The organism is Enterococcus sp. DIV0546 (assembly GCF_051712785.1).
Taxonomy (GTDB): domain Bacteria; phylum Bacillota; class Bacilli; order Lactobacillales; family Enterococcaceae; genus Enterococcus; species Enterococcus faecalis.
In genome coordinates this window covers 552,805-570,422 of the sequence record NZ_JBIOPO010000001.1, presented here as the reverse complement: position 1 = coordinate 570,422, position 17,618 = coordinate 552,805, and the positions used below count along the sequence as shown (strand labels likewise).

Annotated in this window: 15 protein-coding genes and 1 riboswitch; of the genes, 6 read left to right on the top strand and 9 right to left on the bottom strand. The window is 37.6% G+C overall.

Going from position 1 to position 17,618, the window contains the following annotated elements; all coding sequences use genetic code 11:
• Nucleotides 1–222 precede the first annotated feature (222 nt).
• The 5 genes from IGJ24_RS02765 (at nt 223) to IGJ24_RS02745 (ending at nt 4,272) form a co-directional block, all read left to right on the top strand.
• Nucleotides 223–882, top strand: a complete 660-nt coding sequence (locus tag IGJ24_RS02765; RefSeq protein WP_289865806.1) for a DUF1700 domain-containing protein — start codon at nt 223–225, stop codon at nt 880–882.
• The gene (locus IGJ24_RS02760; RefSeq protein WP_289865805.1) at nt 882–1,907 is read left to right on the top strand and encodes a DUF4097 family beta strand repeat-containing protein; all 1,026 of its coding nucleotides are present in this window, start codon (nt 882–884) and stop codon (nt 1,905–1,907) included. The genes IGJ24_RS02765 and IGJ24_RS02760 overlap by 1 nt, the downstream gene beginning before the upstream one ends.
• A 167-nt stretch (nt 1,908–2,074) precedes the next feature.
• Nucleotides 2,075–2,725, top strand: a complete 651-nt coding sequence (locus IGJ24_RS02755; RefSeq protein ID WP_002355669.1) for a phosphatase PAP2 family protein — start codon at nt 2,075–2,077, stop codon at nt 2,723–2,725.
• A gap of 15 nt (nt 2,726–2,740) precedes the next feature.
• The gene (locus IGJ24_RS02750) at nt 2,741–3,709 is read left to right on the top strand and encodes a TIGR01212 family radical SAM protein (protein ID WP_002355668.1); all 969 of its coding nucleotides are present in this window, start codon (nt 2,741–2,743) and stop codon (nt 3,707–3,709) included.
• A complete protein-coding gene (locus IGJ24_RS02745) occupies nt 3,709–4,272 on the top strand; it encodes a class I SAM-dependent methyltransferase (protein ID WP_002355667.1) in 564 nt (187 codons plus the stop codon). The genes IGJ24_RS02750 and IGJ24_RS02745 overlap by 1 nt, the downstream gene beginning before the upstream one ends.
• Nucleotides 4,273–4,329: 57 nt before the next feature.
• Here IGJ24_RS02745 and IGJ24_RS02740 read toward each other — a convergent pair whose 3' ends face one another.
• From IGJ24_RS02740 to erfC, 5 genes are all read right to left on the bottom strand, one after another.
• Entirely contained in the window at nt 4,330–4,998 is a 669-nt protein-coding gene (locus IGJ24_RS02740) for an ABC transporter ATP-binding protein (protein ID WP_002363221.1), read from the bottom strand.
• Between the two features lie 4 nt (nt 4,999–5,002).
• The gene (locus tag IGJ24_RS02735; RefSeq protein WP_002368065.1) at nt 5,003–6,082 is read right to left on the bottom strand and encodes an ABC transporter permease; all 1,080 of its coding nucleotides are present in this window, start codon (nt 6,080–6,082) and stop codon (nt 5,003–5,005) included.
• Nucleotides 6,083–6,219: 137 nt separating this feature from the next.
• Nucleotides 6,220–6,825 carry a TetR/AcrR family transcriptional regulator gene (locus tag IGJ24_RS02730; RefSeq protein ID WP_002355664.1) on the bottom strand — a complete coding sequence of 202 codons (606 nt, stop codon included), beginning with the start codon at nt 6,823–6,825 and terminating at the stop codon, nt 6,220–6,222.
• A 409-nt stretch (nt 6,826–7,234) separates the two neighbouring features.
• Nucleotides 7,235–9,004 (bottom strand): multidrug ABC transporter ATP-binding protein/permease ErfD, encoded by a 1,770-nt coding sequence (erfD, locus tag IGJ24_RS02725; protein WP_289865804.1) that lies wholly within the window; start codon nt 9,002–9,004, stop codon nt 7,235–7,237.
• Nucleotides 9,004–10,719, bottom strand: coding sequence for a multidrug ABC transporter ATP-binding protein/permease ErfC (erfC, locus tag IGJ24_RS02720; protein ID WP_002355662.1), 1,716 nt, complete (start codon nt 10,717–10,719; stop codon nt 9,004–9,006). The genes erfD and erfC overlap by 1 nt, the downstream gene beginning before the upstream one ends.
• A gap of 253 nt (nt 10,720–10,972) precedes the next feature.
• Here erfC and IGJ24_RS02715 point away from each other — a divergent pair, with 253 nt between their 5' ends.
• The gene (locus tag IGJ24_RS02715; protein ID WP_289865803.1) at nt 10,973–11,635 is read left to right on the top strand and encodes a TetR/AcrR family transcriptional regulator; all 663 of its coding nucleotides are present in this window, start codon (nt 10,973–10,975) and stop codon (nt 11,633–11,635) included.
• Nucleotides 11,636–11,715: 80 nt separating this feature from the next.
• Here the strand turns inward: IGJ24_RS02715 and IGJ24_RS02710 are convergent, their stop codons facing one another.
• The 4 genes from IGJ24_RS02710 to IGJ24_RS02695 form a co-directional block, all read right to left on the bottom strand.
• The gene (locus tag IGJ24_RS02710; protein WP_127341835.1) at nt 11,716–12,507 is read right to left on the bottom strand and encodes an alpha/beta hydrolase; all 792 of its coding nucleotides are present in this window, start codon (nt 12,505–12,507) and stop codon (nt 11,716–11,718) included.
• A 38-nt stretch (nt 12,508–12,545) separates the two neighbouring features.
• Nucleotides 12,546–14,012, bottom strand: a complete 1,467-nt coding sequence (locus tag IGJ24_RS02705; protein ID WP_048949526.1) for an MDR family MFS transporter — start codon at nt 14,010–14,012, stop codon at nt 12,546–12,548.
• A gap of 170 nt (nt 14,013–14,182) precedes the next feature.
• Nucleotides 14,183–15,367 carry a methionine adenosyltransferase gene (metK, locus tag IGJ24_RS02700; protein ID WP_002355656.1) on the bottom strand — a complete coding sequence of 395 codons (1,185 nt, stop codon included), beginning with the start codon at nt 15,365–15,367 and terminating at the stop codon, nt 14,183–14,185.
• Nucleotides 15,365–15,460, bottom strand: a riboswitch (SMK box riboswitch). (Overlaps the previous gene by 3 nt.)
• A gap of 122 nt (nt 15,461–15,582) precedes the next feature.
• Nucleotides 15,583–17,460, bottom strand: coding sequence for an acyltransferase family protein (locus tag IGJ24_RS02695; protein ID WP_010822575.1), 1,878 nt, complete (start codon nt 17,458–17,460; stop codon nt 15,583–15,585).
• Nucleotides 17,461–17,618: the final 158 nt, after the last annotated feature.

Genomic DNA, 17,618 nt, shown 5'->3' with positions numbered 1-17,618 from the left:
AAAAACACTTCAACAAAATTTCATATTACTGTAACTAGATTGTAAAGAAGTAATGTTTTTTAACATGGATTTACTCTCTTGTTACTACTCGGAAAAAAACTGCGACTTTAGTTGTAGATGCTTCTTTACCTTAGTCTGATTTTTTTAATTCCTCTTGTTATTCGCCCAAAAAGAAATTATAGTTTAAGATGAGAAATGAATCGTGTAGAAAGAGGGAGCGGAATGAATAAAGAACATTTTATTATTGAGCTGAAAATTTATTTAAAAGCGTTAAATCCAAAAGATCAAGCTATTATTCTTGCGAAATACAAGGCGTTATTTGATGCTCGTGTTGCGGAAGGCGAAACAGAAGAACAAGTGGCAAAATCATTGGGGAAACCACGAGTTATCGCAGAAGAAATTTTAAAAGAACAAGGCATTGAATTGACGGAACGAAAAATTGAAAATAATGGCTGGCAAGAAATTCCAGCGGCTACACCTGCTTATGATCATCCCTATGAAGAAGAATCTGAATTTTACTATGATAATGATTCTCCTTACTATCAACGACCACAGCATCGGCCGCTAACCCGATTTTTCCAAGTGCTTGGTATTTTCTGTTTAAATTTTTTCTTCATGTTTTGGGTTATTTTAGGGATTGCCTTAATGTACGTCGGTTGTGGCATTGCCGGAGTTGCAACTTTATTTTCACCAATTTATGGTATTTATAGTGTTATTACTCAAGCAAATGCCGCTTCCTTTTTCCAATTATCTATGAGTCTCTTTTTATTTGGTGCATCAATCATTGGTTGGTTACTGTTTCTACCAATTTTAAAATTTTCAGCACATGTCTTTAAGCGTTATTTCCAATGGAACATTGCTGTTTTACGAGGTGATATCTAATGAAAAAAACAACAGGGATTCTCTTATCCATTGCTGTCTTAGCGATGCTAATTGGTGGATCTGGCGCCGTCTATTATTACAAGCAAGCGGAAAAATCAGTCACACCGCTAAAAGAAAGTTATACACTAAAAAATAAACAAGCAGGCGAAGAACTTCACTTATCCTTAAAAGGCAAAGGCCCTTATACCATTTATAAAACTGATAGTAACAAAATGGGATTACGATCACCGAATAATGCCTTTTATTCAAAAGCTAAAGGTACCTTAGATGTCAAAGAAGAAAAAAATAAAATAACAGCAACCATCAATACCACTCGTACACAAAACCAACCCGAGTTGTCATTTTTTAATATTGGCATTTTTAATGACCTCACACCGAACGTGAGTGTCCAGATTCCTAATAATGTGAAAAAGTTAGTGATTGATGGCTCAACCCATTCACAAGTTTCATTGAATGCTTTTAACGTAGACGAATTAACAACTAATCTACCAAATTCTTATGTTAGTCTATCGGGTGTTAAAGCCAAAAAAATGACGCTTAACTCTTCAGATGGTATCTACCTTTCAGCGGATACTTCCGCTAAAACAGCAACAGTTGAAACCACTGACGGCGATATAACGTTGGATTCAGCCTATTTCGATGAAATCAAAAATACTACTACTTCTGGTGATATTCGAGTGCAAAATGCTCGTGGAAACATCCAAGCAACAACGACAGATGGTGATATTAGCGTCTATGATTTCAAAGGAGAAGCTAACTTTTCAAGTGAAAATGGTGATTTTTCTTTAGACATGCCTGCTGTGCCTAAAAAATTAACTGTCGCTCTTGTCCATGGAGATATTTATGTAAATTCTGGAGAAATTTTGCGTAACATTTCAATCAAAGGTGAATCAAAATTAGGTGATGTTCAACTTTTAAACAAAGAGCGAACATCTTATAAGAATGGTCGTGCGGATACAGAGTTTAACCTTTCTAGCGAATTCGGCGATATTACCGTTGATACCCCTGATGATGATAATCAATAAACATGCGCCATTTAAAAAAGTTCTAGCACCACAATGAGAGATTGTGCTGCCAGAACTTTTTTAATATCTGTATCCCCTCTAATCAGGCAATGAAATTATCTTTTAATTTTTTACCCTTTTGATGGTATAATACGGATTGTTGCGATTAAATTTTGAAAGGATTTTTTATGAAAAACAAACTTTATTATCAATTTGCAGGTAGTTGTTTTCTTTTAGTATTTATGTTTTTAGGCTATGTTGTTCGTTTTTATCCAACCTGGCTCAAAGGCTTTGATCAAACGATTACTTCTTTTGTTCGTCGTCCTTTTCCACAGCTAAATAACTTTTTTATTTGGTACACCAAATTTGCCAATTCATTGACGATTATCATCTTAGCAATCGTTGTCATTGCTCTGTTTATTGTTTGGAAATATTATGCTGAAGCATTATGGCTCTTTATTAATACTGCCTTAATTGCTGGCGTAGGTAATTCTTTATTAAAATTATTCTTTATGCGCCAACGTCCTACTTTGGAGCATTTAGTAACTGAACATACGTATAGTTTTCCTAGCGGACATGCTGTAGGAAGCACCTTGTTCTACGGCACTATTTTATTGATTCTGCCAATTTTCATTAAAAATAAAACGGTCCGCCTTTGTGTGCAAATTTTACTAGGTATTGGGATTTTCATGATTGGGGTTAGTCGAATCTATTTAGGTGTCCATTTCCCTAGCGATATCTTAGGTGGTTTTTGTCTTGGTTTAGCTTGGTTGTTATTAAGTTACCCTATTTATTTAGAAAAACGCTTTGTTTGGCGATTTCAAAGCAAACAACGCTAGAAAGAAGTCTTGATTATGCAAATTTTTCCTTATTCAGATGATCCAAATAAACGCTATCACACTTGGAACTATGCACTTCGTCAACAGTTTGGTGAAAAGATTTTTAAAGTGCCAATTGATGGTGGCTTTGATTGCCCCAATCGTGATGGGACGGTTGCCAAAGGTGGTTGTACGTTCTGTAGTGTTTCTGGCTCAGGCGACATGATTGTTGCACCTAGCGATCCCCTGCCGCTTCAATTTCAAAAAGAAATCCAATTGATGCATCAAAAATGGCCAACTGTCGATCAATACATTGTTTACTTCCAAAATTTCACCAATACACATGCGCCCGTTGACGTTATTCGTCATCGGTTTGAACAAGTAGTCAATGAAAAAGGTGTCGTTGGTTTATCCATTGGTACCCGTCCTGATTGTTTGCCTGATGAGGTGGTGAACTATTTAGCTGAATTAAACGAACGCTTTTATTTATGGGTAGAGTTGGGTTTGCAAACCACGTTTGAGGAAACTAGCGCTGCCATTAATCGCGCTCATGATTATCAAACATATCTAGATGGTGTGGCTAAATTACGGAAACACGGGATTCGGGTCTGTACACATTTAATTAACGGGCTACCTGGTGAAACCCCCGCCATGATGCGCGAAAATGTGCGGCGAACTATTCAGGATTCAGATATCCAAGGGATTAAACTGCACTTACTTCATTTAATGACAAATACCAAAATGATGCGGGATTATAATGAAGGACGCTTACAATTGATGAGTAAAGAAGCCTATGTTTCAGTGATTTGTGATCAGTTAGAAATGATTCCACCCGAAATTGTTATTCATCGCTTGACAGGCGATGCTCCCTTTGAAACAATTATCGGACCGATGTGGAGCTTGAAAAAATGGGAAGTTCTCAATGCGATTGATGCGGAAATGAAACGCCGCAACAGTTATCAAGGAAAATATACTGTCATTTCAGGAAAGGAAGTTTTCAATTAATGCTACAAACAGCCCTACATTTTAGTCACCAACTTTTAAAAGAAGTGGTGGAACCTGGCGACTTCGTCATTGATGCAACAATGGGAAATGGTCATGATACAGCATTCTTAGCAGAGCTGGTTGGCCCTTCTGGTGAAGTTTTCGCCTTTGATATCCAAAAAGAAGCGTTGATCAATACAGAACAAAAGTTAACAGAACTTAATTTACTCCCACAAACTACGTTATTTCCATTAGGACATGAACATCTTCATGCTGTCCTAGATGAAGAAACAGAAATCACTGCCGCCATTTTTAACTTAGGCTATTTACCTAAAAGTAATAAGGAAATTATTACAAAACCCGCTACGACTAAACAGGCGTTAGATGGGTTACTGCCTCATTTGGTAAAAGGAAGTCGCATTATTTTAGTCGTTTATTATGGCCACGAAGGTGGTTCAGAGGAACTTGATTTGGTCACGAATTACACGCAAGCCTTACCGCAAGATGTTTACAGTGTCTTACGTTATGAGTTTATCAATCAAAAAAATCAGCCACCTGTTCTTTTCTGTATTGAAAAGAAATAAGAGAACATGGTCGGATTGTCTCCAGCAATCCGATCATGTTCTCTTTTATTTGTTTTGTTACTCTGTCAATTCACCATCACGAATACGAACCACTCGATCACAGTATTTCAACAAACGCTCATCATGTGTCACCATGATAATCCCTTTATCTTTCTCTTTGGCCTCTTTCGCTAGTAATTGGACAACATCAAATGCCTTTTCTGTATCTAAACTAGCCGTTGGTTCATCTGCCAAAATTACGTCTGGCTCATGATACAATGCACACGCAATGGCTACCCGTTGTCTTTCCCCACCAGAGAGATCACGAGGATAACTATTTCGTAATTCTTTTAAACCCAACGTCTCTAACAATTGCTCTTTTAATTCACTATTTTTACGTGACTTATCAACTTTTTCAATTAAGTGAAATTGATCTTCCACTGTTAAAAATGGCACCAAATTAGAGCTTTGTAAAATAAAGCCGATTTTTTGAAAACGTTGCGCCAAACGTTGCTTTTTCGTTAACTTATTTAGTGATTGCCCGCCAACAATGACTTCGCCACTTGTCGGTGCCTGTAAACCAGCTGCAATCGTTAAAAAGGTACTTTTACCAGAACCAGAAGGACCAATTACTGCGACAAATTCACCTGGCTGAACCGCAAAAGATAATTCTTTTAACGCAATCACTTCTGTATGTTTTTCACCATATTTTTTATAAATATTTTTCATTTCTAAAACATTTGCCATGTCTCTAACCTCCAATCGCGATTAACGGATCAATTTTAGCAATCGTTCGAATTGAAAATGCCCCGCCAATTAATGCAGATAAAATCAATAGTACACTAAACAAAATCATGCGTGGTCCATTAGTTGCATAAGGCATCGCTTCTGGTAAAAAGAGCACGGTAATTCCTGTTAAAGCAAGACCAATCGCCACTCCTAGAACAGCCAATAAAGCGGTTTGTAGCATGACTGCCTTTGCTAAGAAACTAGTCGGCACCCCTTGAACTTTTAAGACACCGAACATTGCTGTTTTCTGTAAAGTCATCACAAAGATAAAAATACCGATAATGAACGCTGCAATCACAATCAAGAAATAAATCATGCCATCCAAGGTCAAGTTTTGAGCGCTGTATCCTGGCAGTTTTTCAATAAAATCTGAAATTGAAAGAACTTGGCTGTCCTTATTAGTCGTTTTAACTTCCGCGTTGTCCTTGCTGCGAACAATAAAACCATTAACCATTTTGGCCATTGCTGGATTGTTACCATATTTAATTGACCGCCAAGTATCCAGAGAAGTGTAAATAACCGGCACAATGTTATAGCTACTTTTAGAAATAAAGCCGACAATTTCTAATTGCTCATCATATTTCCCTGCAGTTAATTTGTCGCCAATTTTAAATCCTTGATTTTTCAATGTTTCTGAAGCAATCACTTGATTTTTATCAGTAAATGCGTTTCCTTCAATCACTTTTGGCATTAAAAAACTTTCTTTTTCAATCCCAAATAAGCTAACATTCGTTAATTCAGCCTTTTTGTCATCTGCTGGGCGGATGGCTAAAGATTGTTGACCAATCGGTGCAATTTTGCCCCCTGAAATCGTTTCTTTCACGTTTTCATCTAACACTGATACATTTAAATTACTATTGGCCTCTTTTGATAAAACCACTTGATTCGCTTGCCATTGATCTACGGCTAAACGATTTCCTTGAGCTAAACCGTTCGCTAAACCTGACAAAATAAAAATTAACCAAGCAATCAAGACCATTACTAAAACTACAAGGACGTACCGTCCTTTTGAATACTTCATTTCATTAAATCCTAAAAACATGAATGGTTCACCTCTTTCTTCTTTTCGAAATAAACTATATCACTTATCAATCGATAAATCAATAATTATTTATCAATCGATAAGTGAATTTTACAAAAAATAGAGAAGTCTGTTTTTCAACAGGGCTTCTCTATTTTTTATTTGTGACTTTTCAGAACGCCATGTAGCATAAATTGAATGAATTTTTTGACATCGTCATCCACTGTTTTTCGCTGGTACGTTTTTTCAATACTTAATAATGCACTAACGTTATATAAAATAAACCGAGTTGCATCATCTACACTGATGCCCTCTTGTAAGCAATTGGTTTCAGGTTCACTTTCAAAAATAGCCGCAATATTATTGATATAGGTTTTTTTGAAAATTTGATACAGCGTACGATTGTAATCAGGGCCCATTTCTTGAAACATGTCGTTCAACATTAAGAAAAGATTGGTCGGGTGTTCATCTAACAAAACTTTGATTAATTGATAAAGTTTTTCTTCTACTGATGCATTTCCAGAAACAATTGGGACTAATTCTTCCTGAACACGGGACGTTAATTCTTCAATCACAGCTAAATACAGTTCTTTTTTATTTTTAAAATGGTGATAGAGATTCGGTTGGGTAATGTTCGCTTTTAAAGCAATTTCACGAGTGGAGGTATTTTTGAACCCCTTTGTCATGAATAATTCAGAAGCGACAGACAAAATAATTTGCCGTGTACGTTCTAAATCAGCTTTGCGTTTATTTGGCTTTTCCATGGTTTTCTCGCCCCCTGCTGCTTTTTATTTTAGCATATTCTCCGGCAAGAAACGAGAGACCTTTATACAAAAAACGAAAAATATACAATCAATGTGCCTACTATTTGGAGAAGAATCGCGCAATAATACCACCGCTGCAAATGTATCAGCCAGCCTTTTTCGCCCCCAAGATAAATCAACCACTGCAGTCCATATAAAAAACTATTAGCCAACAACCAAAAAAGTAGTGCCGATTTTGTCCATCGATTCTCTCTGAATACACTCAGTACAAATAAAGTATTTAGCACCAAAAACGTGCGCCGTAATTGCCGTACATTCCTCATTTTTTCCATTGACATTTCTCCTTTTTCTATTTAGCATAGCAAAAAAAGAAGCAAATGAGAATGACTCATTTTGCTTCTTTTTCAACTTATTCAAAAACAAATTGATTTTTATAAAGTTCCGCATAGAATCCATCTTGTTCAACTAGTTCATGGTGGTTGCCTTCTTCAATGACTTCACCGTCTCGTAAAACAATAATCCGATCCGCATTTAGAATCGTTTTCAAACGATGGGCAATCACAAAACTGGTGCGCCCTTTAATTGCTTCGTCCATCGCTTTTTGGATTTTAGCTTCTGTTACTGTATCAACATTACTTGTTGCTTCATCCAAAATTAATAATTCTGGATTGGTAATAATCGTTCGTGCAATACTTACTAATTGCTTTTGCCCCGTACTGAAAAGGTTATTCTCTTCCGTAATCTCAGTATCGTAGCCTTGCTCAAGATTTACAATAAATTCATGGATATTCGCTTGTTTCGCTGCTTGAACAATTTCTTCATCCGTGGCCTCTGGCTTACCAAAAGCAATATTCTCACGAATTGTTCCTGAAAATAGAACGGACTCTTGCAAAACAATGCCTACATGTGAACGCAAGCTATCTAAATCCATTTCACGAATGTCCACACCATCAAACGTCACGGCGCCTTCATTCACATCATAAAAGCGATTCATTAAATTCATAATCGTTGTTTTTCCTGAGCCTGTCGGTCCGACTAAAGCGACCATTTCACCTTTATCCACATGAATAGAAACATCTTTCAACACAGGCGTTTCTGGATTATAGCCAAAAACAACATGATTTAAAGCCACAGCTTTGTTAATCTCTTCTAATTTTTCGCCATTTTCGGGACGAATTTCATCTGGTTCATCAAACATCTCATTTAAACGACGAGCGCCTGTAACAGCTAATTGAATCATGCTATAACCTGAAGAAATTTGCATCAATGGTTGATAATATTGTTGGGAATATTGGACAAACATAACGACTAAACCTAGCGCAGCGGCACGATCAACAGAGCCATTGATTGCTAACCAACCACCAAAGAAAATAACAATCGCCGTATTGACTAATGACATTCCTTGCATCATTGGGAAAAGTAATCCTGAATACACTTGACCTTTATACGTAGCTGCACGAACTTTTTCATTTTGCTCTAAAAAGCCGTCAATGGTTTCTTCTTGTAAGCCATTAGTGATAATCACACGTTGCCCACTAATTTTTTCATCCATATAGCCATTTAATTTACCCACTTCATCTTGCTGTAAATCGACATATTTGCGCGCCTTGCTAATCACAAAGACCGCAATTAAAATCGCAATCGGCGTAGAAGCAATTGCGGCCCATGCTAGTTCCACATTTTGACGGAACATCATGATTAAGACACCAACCAATAAGGCTATATTGGTTAATACTTGTAGCAACGCTTGGTTTAAACTGTTTTGGATGTTGTCTAAATCACTAGTAAAACGACTTAAAATTTCACCATCTTGATGAGAATCAAAGAAACGAATCGTCAATTTTTCTAATTTATTAAACAAACCAATCCGCATGCGGTTTGTCGATTTCCCCACGACTTGTGTAAAGAGAATACTATAAATGAAACTAGCGGCACTAGTTAAGACATAAAAAATGAGTAGTTTCCAAATGACAGAAACGAACGCACTTTTATCATCTTTTCCTTGCATCACATTAACCGCATATTTCGCTAATTCCTGAATAGCTTCCCCAACGAATTGCGGCGCTTTGACTTGTAAATAAGTCGCTGCGAAAATTGCTAAGAAAATAAAGAGGAAAGAAACTTTGTAACGCTTTAAATAATGATAGAAAAATTTACTAGCTTTTATTAAATCAGTCATTAAGCTTCCTCCTTTCCTTTTTGAGTTTCGTAAATTTCTTGATACACGGGGTTCGTAGCTGCTAATTCTTCATGCGTGCCTTCCCCGACTAAACGTCCATTATCCAATACTAAAATACGATCTGCATGGACAACAGAAGAAATTTTTTGGGCAATAACAATCGTGGTAGTCTCTTTTAACTCTTTATCCAACGCTTCTCGGACTAACCGCTCCGAACGAGCATCCAACGCGCTGGTGCTATCATCTAAAATCAAAATTTTAGGTTCACCAATCACACCTCTTGTAATTGATAACCGTTGTTTTTGTCCACCAGAAAAGTTATTACTCCGTTCTTCGACGGGTGCATCATAACCTTCTGCTAATTTTTCAATAAATTCCTTGGCTTGGGCGATGCCTGAAGCCCGTTCCATGTCCGCTTCAGAAGCGTCACGTTTACCATGGCGTAGATTTTGCGCAATCGTTCCAGAGAACAGGATTGCTTTTTGCAATACAAAGGAAACTGTTTTTCGTAAACTGTGTTCGTTCACTTCTCGTAAATCGACACCACCAACTTCAATCTTTCCTTCTGTCGGATCAAACAAACGTGGAATTAATTGTGCCAATGTAGATTTACCAGCGCCAGTTGCGCCCACAATCCCAATCATTTCACCTGGCTGAATAGAGAAAGAGATGTCTTTCAAGGTATCTTCTTCATCCCCAGGATAACGGAAAGATACGTGGTCAAACTCAACACTACCAATTAACTCTTGTTCTGGGACTTTTTTGTAGGTAACATCTGGTTCTGTTTCCATCACTTCTTTAATCCGCTTAATGGAAACAGCGGCACGAGAAGTCATCATCATCATCATTCCACCGATAATAATCGCCATCATGATTTGCATTAAATAGTTCATAAAGGAAGCGACACCACCGATTAAAGTTGGATCATCCTTGACTAAGTTACTCACAAAGAAAATCGAGCCTACAACGGCTAAGTTCGCCACCAACATAAACGCTGGAATCATCACAGCAAATAAGCTACCTACGATTAAGTTATGGGTGGTTAATTCTTCACTCACTTTTGTAAAACGTGACAATTGATTTTTTTCTTGAACAAATGATTTGACGACACGAATGCCTAACAAATTTTCTTTTGCGATACCATTAATCTTATCAATCAAGTTTTGAATAATCATGAAATGCTTGCCCATTTGCGAAAAGGACAGCATAGAAATCAAAATAACTGCGATGACAAGTGCAACAATCACCCACCATAGTTGTGGCAAGGTTAGCATCGCTAAAATAAAACTCCCGATAAATAAAAAAGGAATTCTAAAAAGTGTCTGCAACGCAATCATAATGACATTTTGAATTTGAGTAACGTCATTTGTTAAACGAACAACTAAGTTACCTGCTGAAAATTTTTCGATATTGCCAAATGAAAAGGTTTGGATTTTGCGGAAAGTTGCTTCACGAATGTCAGCACTGACACCTTGGGCAACTTTGGCAGAAAAAATTGTATTAATAACCCCTGCAACGAGTCCTAATCCTGCAATGGCAATTAATTGAATCCCTAAGTTTTTCATTTTGTCGCTATCGTCATTCATAATTGCTTCCAACACTTGTTGTAACAATTTTGGTTGCCAAAGTGCTGAGACAACCATTACGATCACCGCCAACAAGGCAATAACTACCGAGCCTTTGTATTTTTTGGCGTGTTGAATAATAAGGTCCATCTTATCCCTACTTTCTTAAAATAGTTCCCTGCTTCTTCAGTGTTGGTCTGCGAATTCTTCCCCATTACAAAAAAATCAATTTGCTCATTGACTTCACCAATTTAACACTGTAAAATAAGGCCGATTCATAATTTACCATTTTTAGTGGTAAAATACAAGCGAACAAGTTAATTTTTCACAAGTTTTTCCTATCATAAAGTGTACCTTCTTTTTGATAAACTTACGAAGATAACGTTTAATAGGAGCTAAAATCATGGAACCGAAATTATCAAAAGACACGATTATTGCAGCCGCATTTTCTTTGTTAGAAAAAAGTCCCACTTTAGAACAACTTTCTATGCGTAAAGTCGCCAAACAGCTTGGTGTACAGGCGCCCGCAATTTATTGGTATTTTAAAAATAAGCAAGCCTTACTTCAAAGTATGGCTGAAGCGATTGAAGAGCACTTTCAAGAACCTGCATTATGTGGTGAATGGTATTCTGACTTACTGGCCTTCATGGAAAACTATTATGATCTCTATCAACAATTTCCCTGTGCCGTAGCCATCGAAATCCAAACCGTCCCTGCCTATCCCCAACGATTACGTCATTTGAATCAAATGATGGGCATTTTAAGAGAAGCAGGTTTTTCACCAGAAATTACTCATTTAGCAGTAACGTCTTTACAACATCTTTTATTTGGGATGATTATGGACGCAACGGAGGAAAAACAGCTCGTTTCGCAAGTGTTGAACGGAGATGACTATTTAAAAGAACAAGTGCTGCACATGAAACAATATGTCTCCGACAATGAGTTAACGTACATGGAGGAAAGCATTCAATTTCGACACTCCATCCACCAAAAATCCGCCTTTATTCAAGCCGTTAAAACCTACTTAGATGGGTTGCAAGCAGACAACACATCTTCATCTAAATAAAAAAGCCCTTGGTCCGTCAGTCGAAATGACTGACGGACCAAGGGCTATCTTTTATAAGTAAATAGCGAAAACCACTTTCTCTATTTTGGTATTGGTAGCCAAGCCAAGGCTTTTTGAATCCATTCATCCCAGAACACCCAGTCATGTTCTCCTGGTCCAGTTTCAAAAGTGTAACTTGCCTGTGCCTGTTCCAACGCTTGAGCCATCTGTTGATTAGCAGAAAGTAACATATCTTGCTCCCCACAACAAAGGTAAAATTGGGGCATTTCTGTTTGGCTTTCTACTAATTGTTGTAGTAAATACAGCGGATCGTGAATAGAACCTTCAATTTGATCTAACGGGCCAAAAATACCTTCCCAATAGCTTCGCTTACGGACTTTTAATAATTCCCCAAAACTAGTGGATGATAAACTGACTGCCCCAGACAAAGAAGCAACGGCTGCAAAAGATTCTGGTTTCGCTAATCCTAATTTCAAGGCGCCATAACCACCCATTGACAAACCAGCGGCAAAGTTTTTTTCTCGTTTTGTACTTAACTGTGGAAAGAGTTGATGACAAATTTTCGGTAATTCTTCTGAGATAAACGTCCAATAGTTCATATCGTATTGCGTGTCCGTATACCAAGCTAAATCCGTGGACGGCATAATGACAGCAATCCCCAAATCAGCGACATACCGCTCAATAGAGGTTCTGCGAGCCCAGACGCTGTGATTTCCTCCCATCCCATGTAATAAATACAACACGGGAATATCTGTCAATGCTGCTTGGGTACTTGTGCCCACTTTTTTTACCGTTTCTTGTGGTAAAATTACGTTCACATTCACTTCCATTTCCAATACATTTGAATAAATATTTGCTTGTAAAAAGGCCATCTACTTTTCCCTCCAATACTCTTTCTATTAGTGTACCACTAAACCTTCGCTCGTTGCGCTTTTGCGAAAATATTTAACAAAAGAGCGACAACAACTAAGCCCGCACCGACTAAGTAAACATTATGCAGACCTGCATAGAGGATACCGCGTAATGGTTTTAACAACGTAGCTGGAATTAAATTTGCAGTATGTGGATTCACTAATTGATTCATGACATCTGCATCGACGTTTAACGCGCTCGCTTCCAATTTCGCAAACATTCCTGCATTTAAAATCACACCAAAAATTGACACCATCACAGTCTGCCCAATTGTACGCACCAACGTATTAAACGATGTTGCAACCCCCATTTTTTCAGGCTCCACTGTACTTTGTGCGGTCACCGTAGTCGTTGTGATAGTAATCCCAAAACCAACTCCTAAGACAGAAGACACTACAAAGAAAAGCCAAAACGGAACGGCCATTGGCATTACCACTAAAAAGATGGCCCCGACTAATAGAATCGATAACCCAATCGTTAAAACTTTTTTCATAGCATATTTTTCCATAAAGCTACTTGCTATAAATGATCCAGCCATCCACAGTAACGACATAGGCGCTAAAACTAAGCCACCAATTCCTGCACTTTTTCCTAAGACACCTTGCATCCACATCGGAATGTAGACATCAATCCCCATTAAGAAACCGCTAATAAGCGCCGCAATAAGATTTACTAAAACAAACGTTGGTTGATTAAATAAATGCAAATCAATCACTGGGTCTTGCGCGCGTTTTTCTATCATCACAAACGCTACAAAAAAGAGCACACTCAAACTCAAACAACCAAATGTTACTAATGTAAAACCATTATCGCTAATCATTTGAAAACCTAGCAATAACGTTAGCAACACTGCCATCAAAGTAACGCTGCCCAAAATATCCATTGGCATCTTGGTCCGTTCCCGCTTTGGTTCAACTAAGAAAATACTAATCAAGCCCAATAAAACAAGTCCAATAGGAACGTTAATGAAGAAAATCCAATGCCAACCGACTGTATCTACAATAAAACCACCTGCTAACGGACCAAAAATACTGGCAATTCCCCAGGCGGCGCTGTTTAAGCCTAAAATTTTCGCTCGCTTGTCCAATGTATACATATCGGCAATAATCGTTAACGCAACTGGTAAAATTGCGCCTGCCCCCACACCTTGAATTGCGCGGGCAATAATTAAAGTCAACATATCTTGAGCAAAGCCACACAACGAGGAGCCCAAAATAAAAATGATAATGCCAATCATGAAGACAGGTTTACGACCAATTTTATCCGCAAGTTTCCCATAAATCGGTGTTAACATCGCATTCGTTAATAAATAAATTGAAAATACCCAGTTCATAATTTCCATGCCATGTAACGAGCCGACAATCGTTGGCATCGCAGTAGACACAATGGTCCCTTCAATGGCTGTCATAAATGTTGCCACAAAAACACTCACCGTGACTAACTTCACATTTGTTTCTTTTGCCATTTGTTCACATCCTTTTCTATTCAATTGTCAATTTTCTAAATTGCTCCATAGCTATTCTATACAAAAAAGAACAAAATGTCTTAAAAAAATGCTTTTTCATAAAAAAATTATTGCAAAAAAAACAAGAAGTCAGCCAAGTATTGGCTGACTTCTTGTTTTTTTTTATTTAATTATTCAGCTAAACTAGCTTTTAACGCTTCAACTTTATCTGTTTGTTCCCAAGGTAAATCAATATCTGTTCGACCAAAATGACCATAAGCCGCAGTTTGTTTATAAATTGGGCGACGTAAATCTAGCATTTCAATAATACCTGCTGGACGTAAATCAAAGTTTTTACGAACTGCTTCGATTAATTTACTTTCTGGAAGATCACTCGTACCAAACGTATTAATAGAAATAGACACTGGTTGCGCCACACCAATTGCATAAGCTAATTGGACTTCTACTTTTTTCGCCAAACCAGCAGCAACAATGTTTTTCGCGATATAACGCGCAGCATAACTAGCAGAGCGGTCAACTTTGGTTGCATCTTTTCCAGAAAAAGCGCCGCCGCCATGACGAGCATAACCGCCATAAGTATCAACGATAATTTTACGACCAGTTAAGCCGGCATCTCCTTGAGGGCCACCGATTACAAAGCGACCAGTTGGGTTGATAAAGTATTTTGTTTCATCATCTAAAAGTTCATGAGGAATCACCTCATTGATTACTTGTTCTTTAATGTCTTTTTCGATTTGTTCTAAGGTTGTTTCATCATCATGTTGTGTACTGATGACAATCGTATCCACACGTTGTGGTTGACCTTGATCATCATATTCCACTGTTACTTGAGATTTTGCATCAGGACGTAAGTAAGGTAAGACTTTTTCCTTCCGCAATTCTGCTAAACGGCGAACCAAACGATGACTTAACGCGATCGGTAATGGCATTAATTCCGGTGTTTCGTCAACGGCAAAACCAAACATTAAGCCTTGGTCACCAGCGCCAATATCGTCTTTTTCATCTTGATCACGCACTTCTAAGGCTGCGTCAACCCCTTGAGCGATATCAGGTGATTGCTCATCGATTGCTACAAGAACTGCGACAGTCTCTCCATCAAATCCATATTTTGCTCGTGTATAACCAATATCTTTCACAGTTTGACGAACAATTTTTTGGATATCTACATAAGCTGTTGTAGAAATTTCTCCAAATACTAGGACTAAACCAGTTGTTACGGATGTTTCACATGCCACGCGGGCCATCGGATCTTTCTCCAAAATCGCATCTAAAATTGCATCACTGACTTGGTCAGCTACCTTATCTGGATGTCCTTCTGAAACGGATTCTGATGTAAATAAATGTCTTTCTGTCATAATGTTATTCCCCCTAAATAGTTTCGGTTACAAGGCATCTTTAGTAAGTAACGACAATTACTTGCTAAATCCTTTCGGGAACTTGTAACAAAAACAGTATACCAGATATCTAAAAAAAAAGCTTAGGTTTTCAAGAAAATCATTAAATTACCTATATTTGCTTTTCCTATAACAAGAAACTTCCAGCCCCTTTCATCTGAGCTGGAAGTTTCTTGCTACTGTAAAATTTTCTCCGCGATAAAGTGTGTATATTGCTCGCCGCCTGCCACATTTGGATGAACTCGGTCATCATAAAACCAATCATCATGGGCGTTACTATAATTAAACCAGTCAATGACCGTTAAGTTATCGTATTTTTTGTCCATTTGACTAAGTAAACTATTCACTTGATTTTGCCATCTTCTAGTTGGGACGCGAACATTAATCCAATAAACTTTTCGATTACCTAACGCTTTCATAAATTCATCAAATTGTGCCTCTGTAAAAGGACCATTCGTACCTAAACTCACTAAAACAGTATCTTTGAGCATTTTCTTTTTGTCTAGTTCACCAATTAGTGAAATGCTACTATACAATTGACGGCCCACTTCCCCATCGATAATCATTTTAGGGAAAATATCTTGTAACCCGCTAGCACCATCTAGAATAACAGAATCACCAATAGTTGTGATTTCTAAATTCTGCGCTTTTTTTACTTGCTCTGGTGTGAGTTGTGTGGGTAGAACGTCTTGGCTTTCACTCGGTTTTGTACTACTTTCTGTGGACGTGCTACTATTTTTCGTGCCACTTTCTTGGACTTCTTTTTTACGTTCTTCAATTTTTTGCTGATTTTTCGCAATATTTTTTTCTAGTTGCTCTTGTTGCGCACTTTTAGCGTTTGCTGGAGCCACAATTAAACCGAATACTGCAATCACGCTAATCACTGTCATAAAGGCCATTGTCCCTTTTTCACGAAGGTCCCACGGTTTCCGTAAGAATTCAGTGAATTGAGTCCAGACATCCTTATAAGACAATCGTGTCAGTGGATGTTCGATAAAACGATATGACAATTCGCTCACTACTAAAATTAATGCTATTTCAACCAATGAATGTAGAAAAACATGGTCCGATAAGGTCTTAATTTTGGCCTCATAAAAAATCATGATTGGGAATTGATACAAGTAAATGCCATAACTCCGTTTACCTATCCACGTAAAGACTGGATTCGTTAACCAACGATTCATATCTGCCCCTGGATGTGCAGTGACGGCCACTAAGACAGTGGCTGCCAAACTAATTAAAAACATGCCGCCATAATAAACAAAATTTGTATGATCTGATAATGTTAAAAAGGCTAATACTAAAAGAATTAAGGCACTTAAACCAGCCCCATTTAAGATTTTTTTAGAGGCTTCTGGAATTTCTTCTTTCAAACGTGTGCTTGGCCAAACATACGCCAATGCACTACCTAGTAAAATAGAAAAAACACGTGTGTCTGTTCCATAATAGACACGTGTAGGATCTGCGCCAGGAACATATAAAACGGCCATCAGCGTCACCGAAATTAAGGCGCCGATTAAAACTAAACTGAAAATTCGACCGCGCTTACGAACAAAGCGTTCCAGAAGAATAAAAAGTAATGGCCAAATTAAATAATTTTGCGCTTCAACTGCCAATGACCAAATATGTACAAATGGCGATTGTGTCGCAAATCCATCAAAATAAGAAAACCCTTTAAAAATTTGCCACCAGTTGTTGTAATAAAAAACACTACTAGCGACAACGCTGCGAATATTGTTTAATAAATCCTGCTGAAAGAGTGTAATATAACTAACTGCACTTAAAAGCATCACAATTAATGCTGGATACAGCCGTTTCATCCTTCGCACATAAAATCCTTTTAAATCAATGGTCTGATTTTCTGCCCATTCTTGCCGCAACAAGTCGTTAATAAGATAACCTGAAACAACAAAGAAAATCGGAACACCTAAGTAGCCACCTCGCATGACTTGGGGAAAAAGGTGATACAAAATCACGCCAATTACAGCGATCGTCCGAATGCCATCAAAACCTGTAATATAGCGTTTTTTCTTGCTATTTGCTGTCTGATTCATTTGTGCTTTCCAACTTTTCTATAAAATTATTCTTTTCCTTTATTTAAAGAAGCAAGTAACTTTAATATACGTTTTTTCCTAGGAAATGGCAAGCAAACTTTGTCTCCTTTAGGCTTTTTTTACAATTCAAAAAACCAACATTTTTTAAATTGTAAAAA

Excerpts from the sequence above, each read along its gene's own strand:
- IGJ24_RS02695 (WP_010822575.1), bottom strand. The coding sequence starts at position 17,460 with ATGAATCAGACAGCAAATAGCAAGAAAAAACGCTATATTACAGGTTTT.
- IGJ24_RS02765 (WP_289865806.1), top strand. The coding sequence starts at position 223 with ATGAATAAAGAACATTTTATTATTGAGCTGAAAATTTATTTAAAAGCG.
- IGJ24_RS02705 (WP_048949526.1), bottom strand. The coding sequence starts at position 14,012 with ATGGCAAAAGAAACAAATGTGAAGTTAGTCACGGTGAGTGTTTTTGTG.
- IGJ24_RS02740 (WP_002363221.1), bottom strand. The coding sequence starts at position 4,998 with ATGGCAAATGTTTTAGAAATGAAAAATATTTATAAAAAATATGGTGAA.
- erfD (WP_289865804.1), bottom strand. The coding sequence starts at position 9,004 with ATGACTGATTTAATAAAAGCTAGTAAATTTTTCTATCATTATTTAAAG.
- IGJ24_RS02710 (WP_127341835.1), bottom strand. The coding sequence starts at position 12,507 with ATGGCCTTTTTACAAGCAAATATTTATTCAAATGTATTGGAAATGGAA.
- metK (WP_002355656.1), bottom strand. The coding sequence starts at position 15,367 with ATGACAGAAAGACATTTATTTACATCAGAATCCGTTTCAGAAGGACAT.
- IGJ24_RS02715 (WP_289865803.1), top strand. The coding sequence starts at position 10,973 with ATGGAACCGAAATTATCAAAAGACACGATTATTGCAGCCGCATTTTCT.
- IGJ24_RS02750 (WP_002355668.1), top strand. The coding sequence starts at position 2,741 with ATGCAAATTTTTCCTTATTCAGATGATCCAAATAAACGCTATCACACT.
- IGJ24_RS02735 (WP_002368065.1), bottom strand. The coding sequence starts at position 6,082 with ATGTTTTTAGGATTTAATGAAATGAAGTATTCAAAAGGACGGTACGTC.
- IGJ24_RS02755 (WP_002355669.1), top strand. The coding sequence starts at position 2,075 with ATGAAAAACAAACTTTATTATCAATTTGCAGGTAGTTGTTTTCTTTTA.
- IGJ24_RS02760 (WP_289865805.1), top strand. The coding sequence starts at position 882 with ATGAAAAAAACAACAGGGATTCTCTTATCCATTGCTGTCTTAGCGATG.
- IGJ24_RS02745 (WP_002355667.1), top strand. The coding sequence starts at position 3,709 with ATGCTACAAACAGCCCTACATTTTAGTCACCAACTTTTAAAAGAAGTG.
- IGJ24_RS02730 (WP_002355664.1), bottom strand. The coding sequence starts at position 6,825 with ATGGAAAAGCCAAATAAACGCAAAGCTGATTTAGAACGTACACGGCAA.
- erfC (WP_002355662.1), bottom strand. The coding sequence starts at position 10,719 with ATGGACCTTATTATTCAACACGCCAAAAAATACAAAGGCTCGGTAGTT.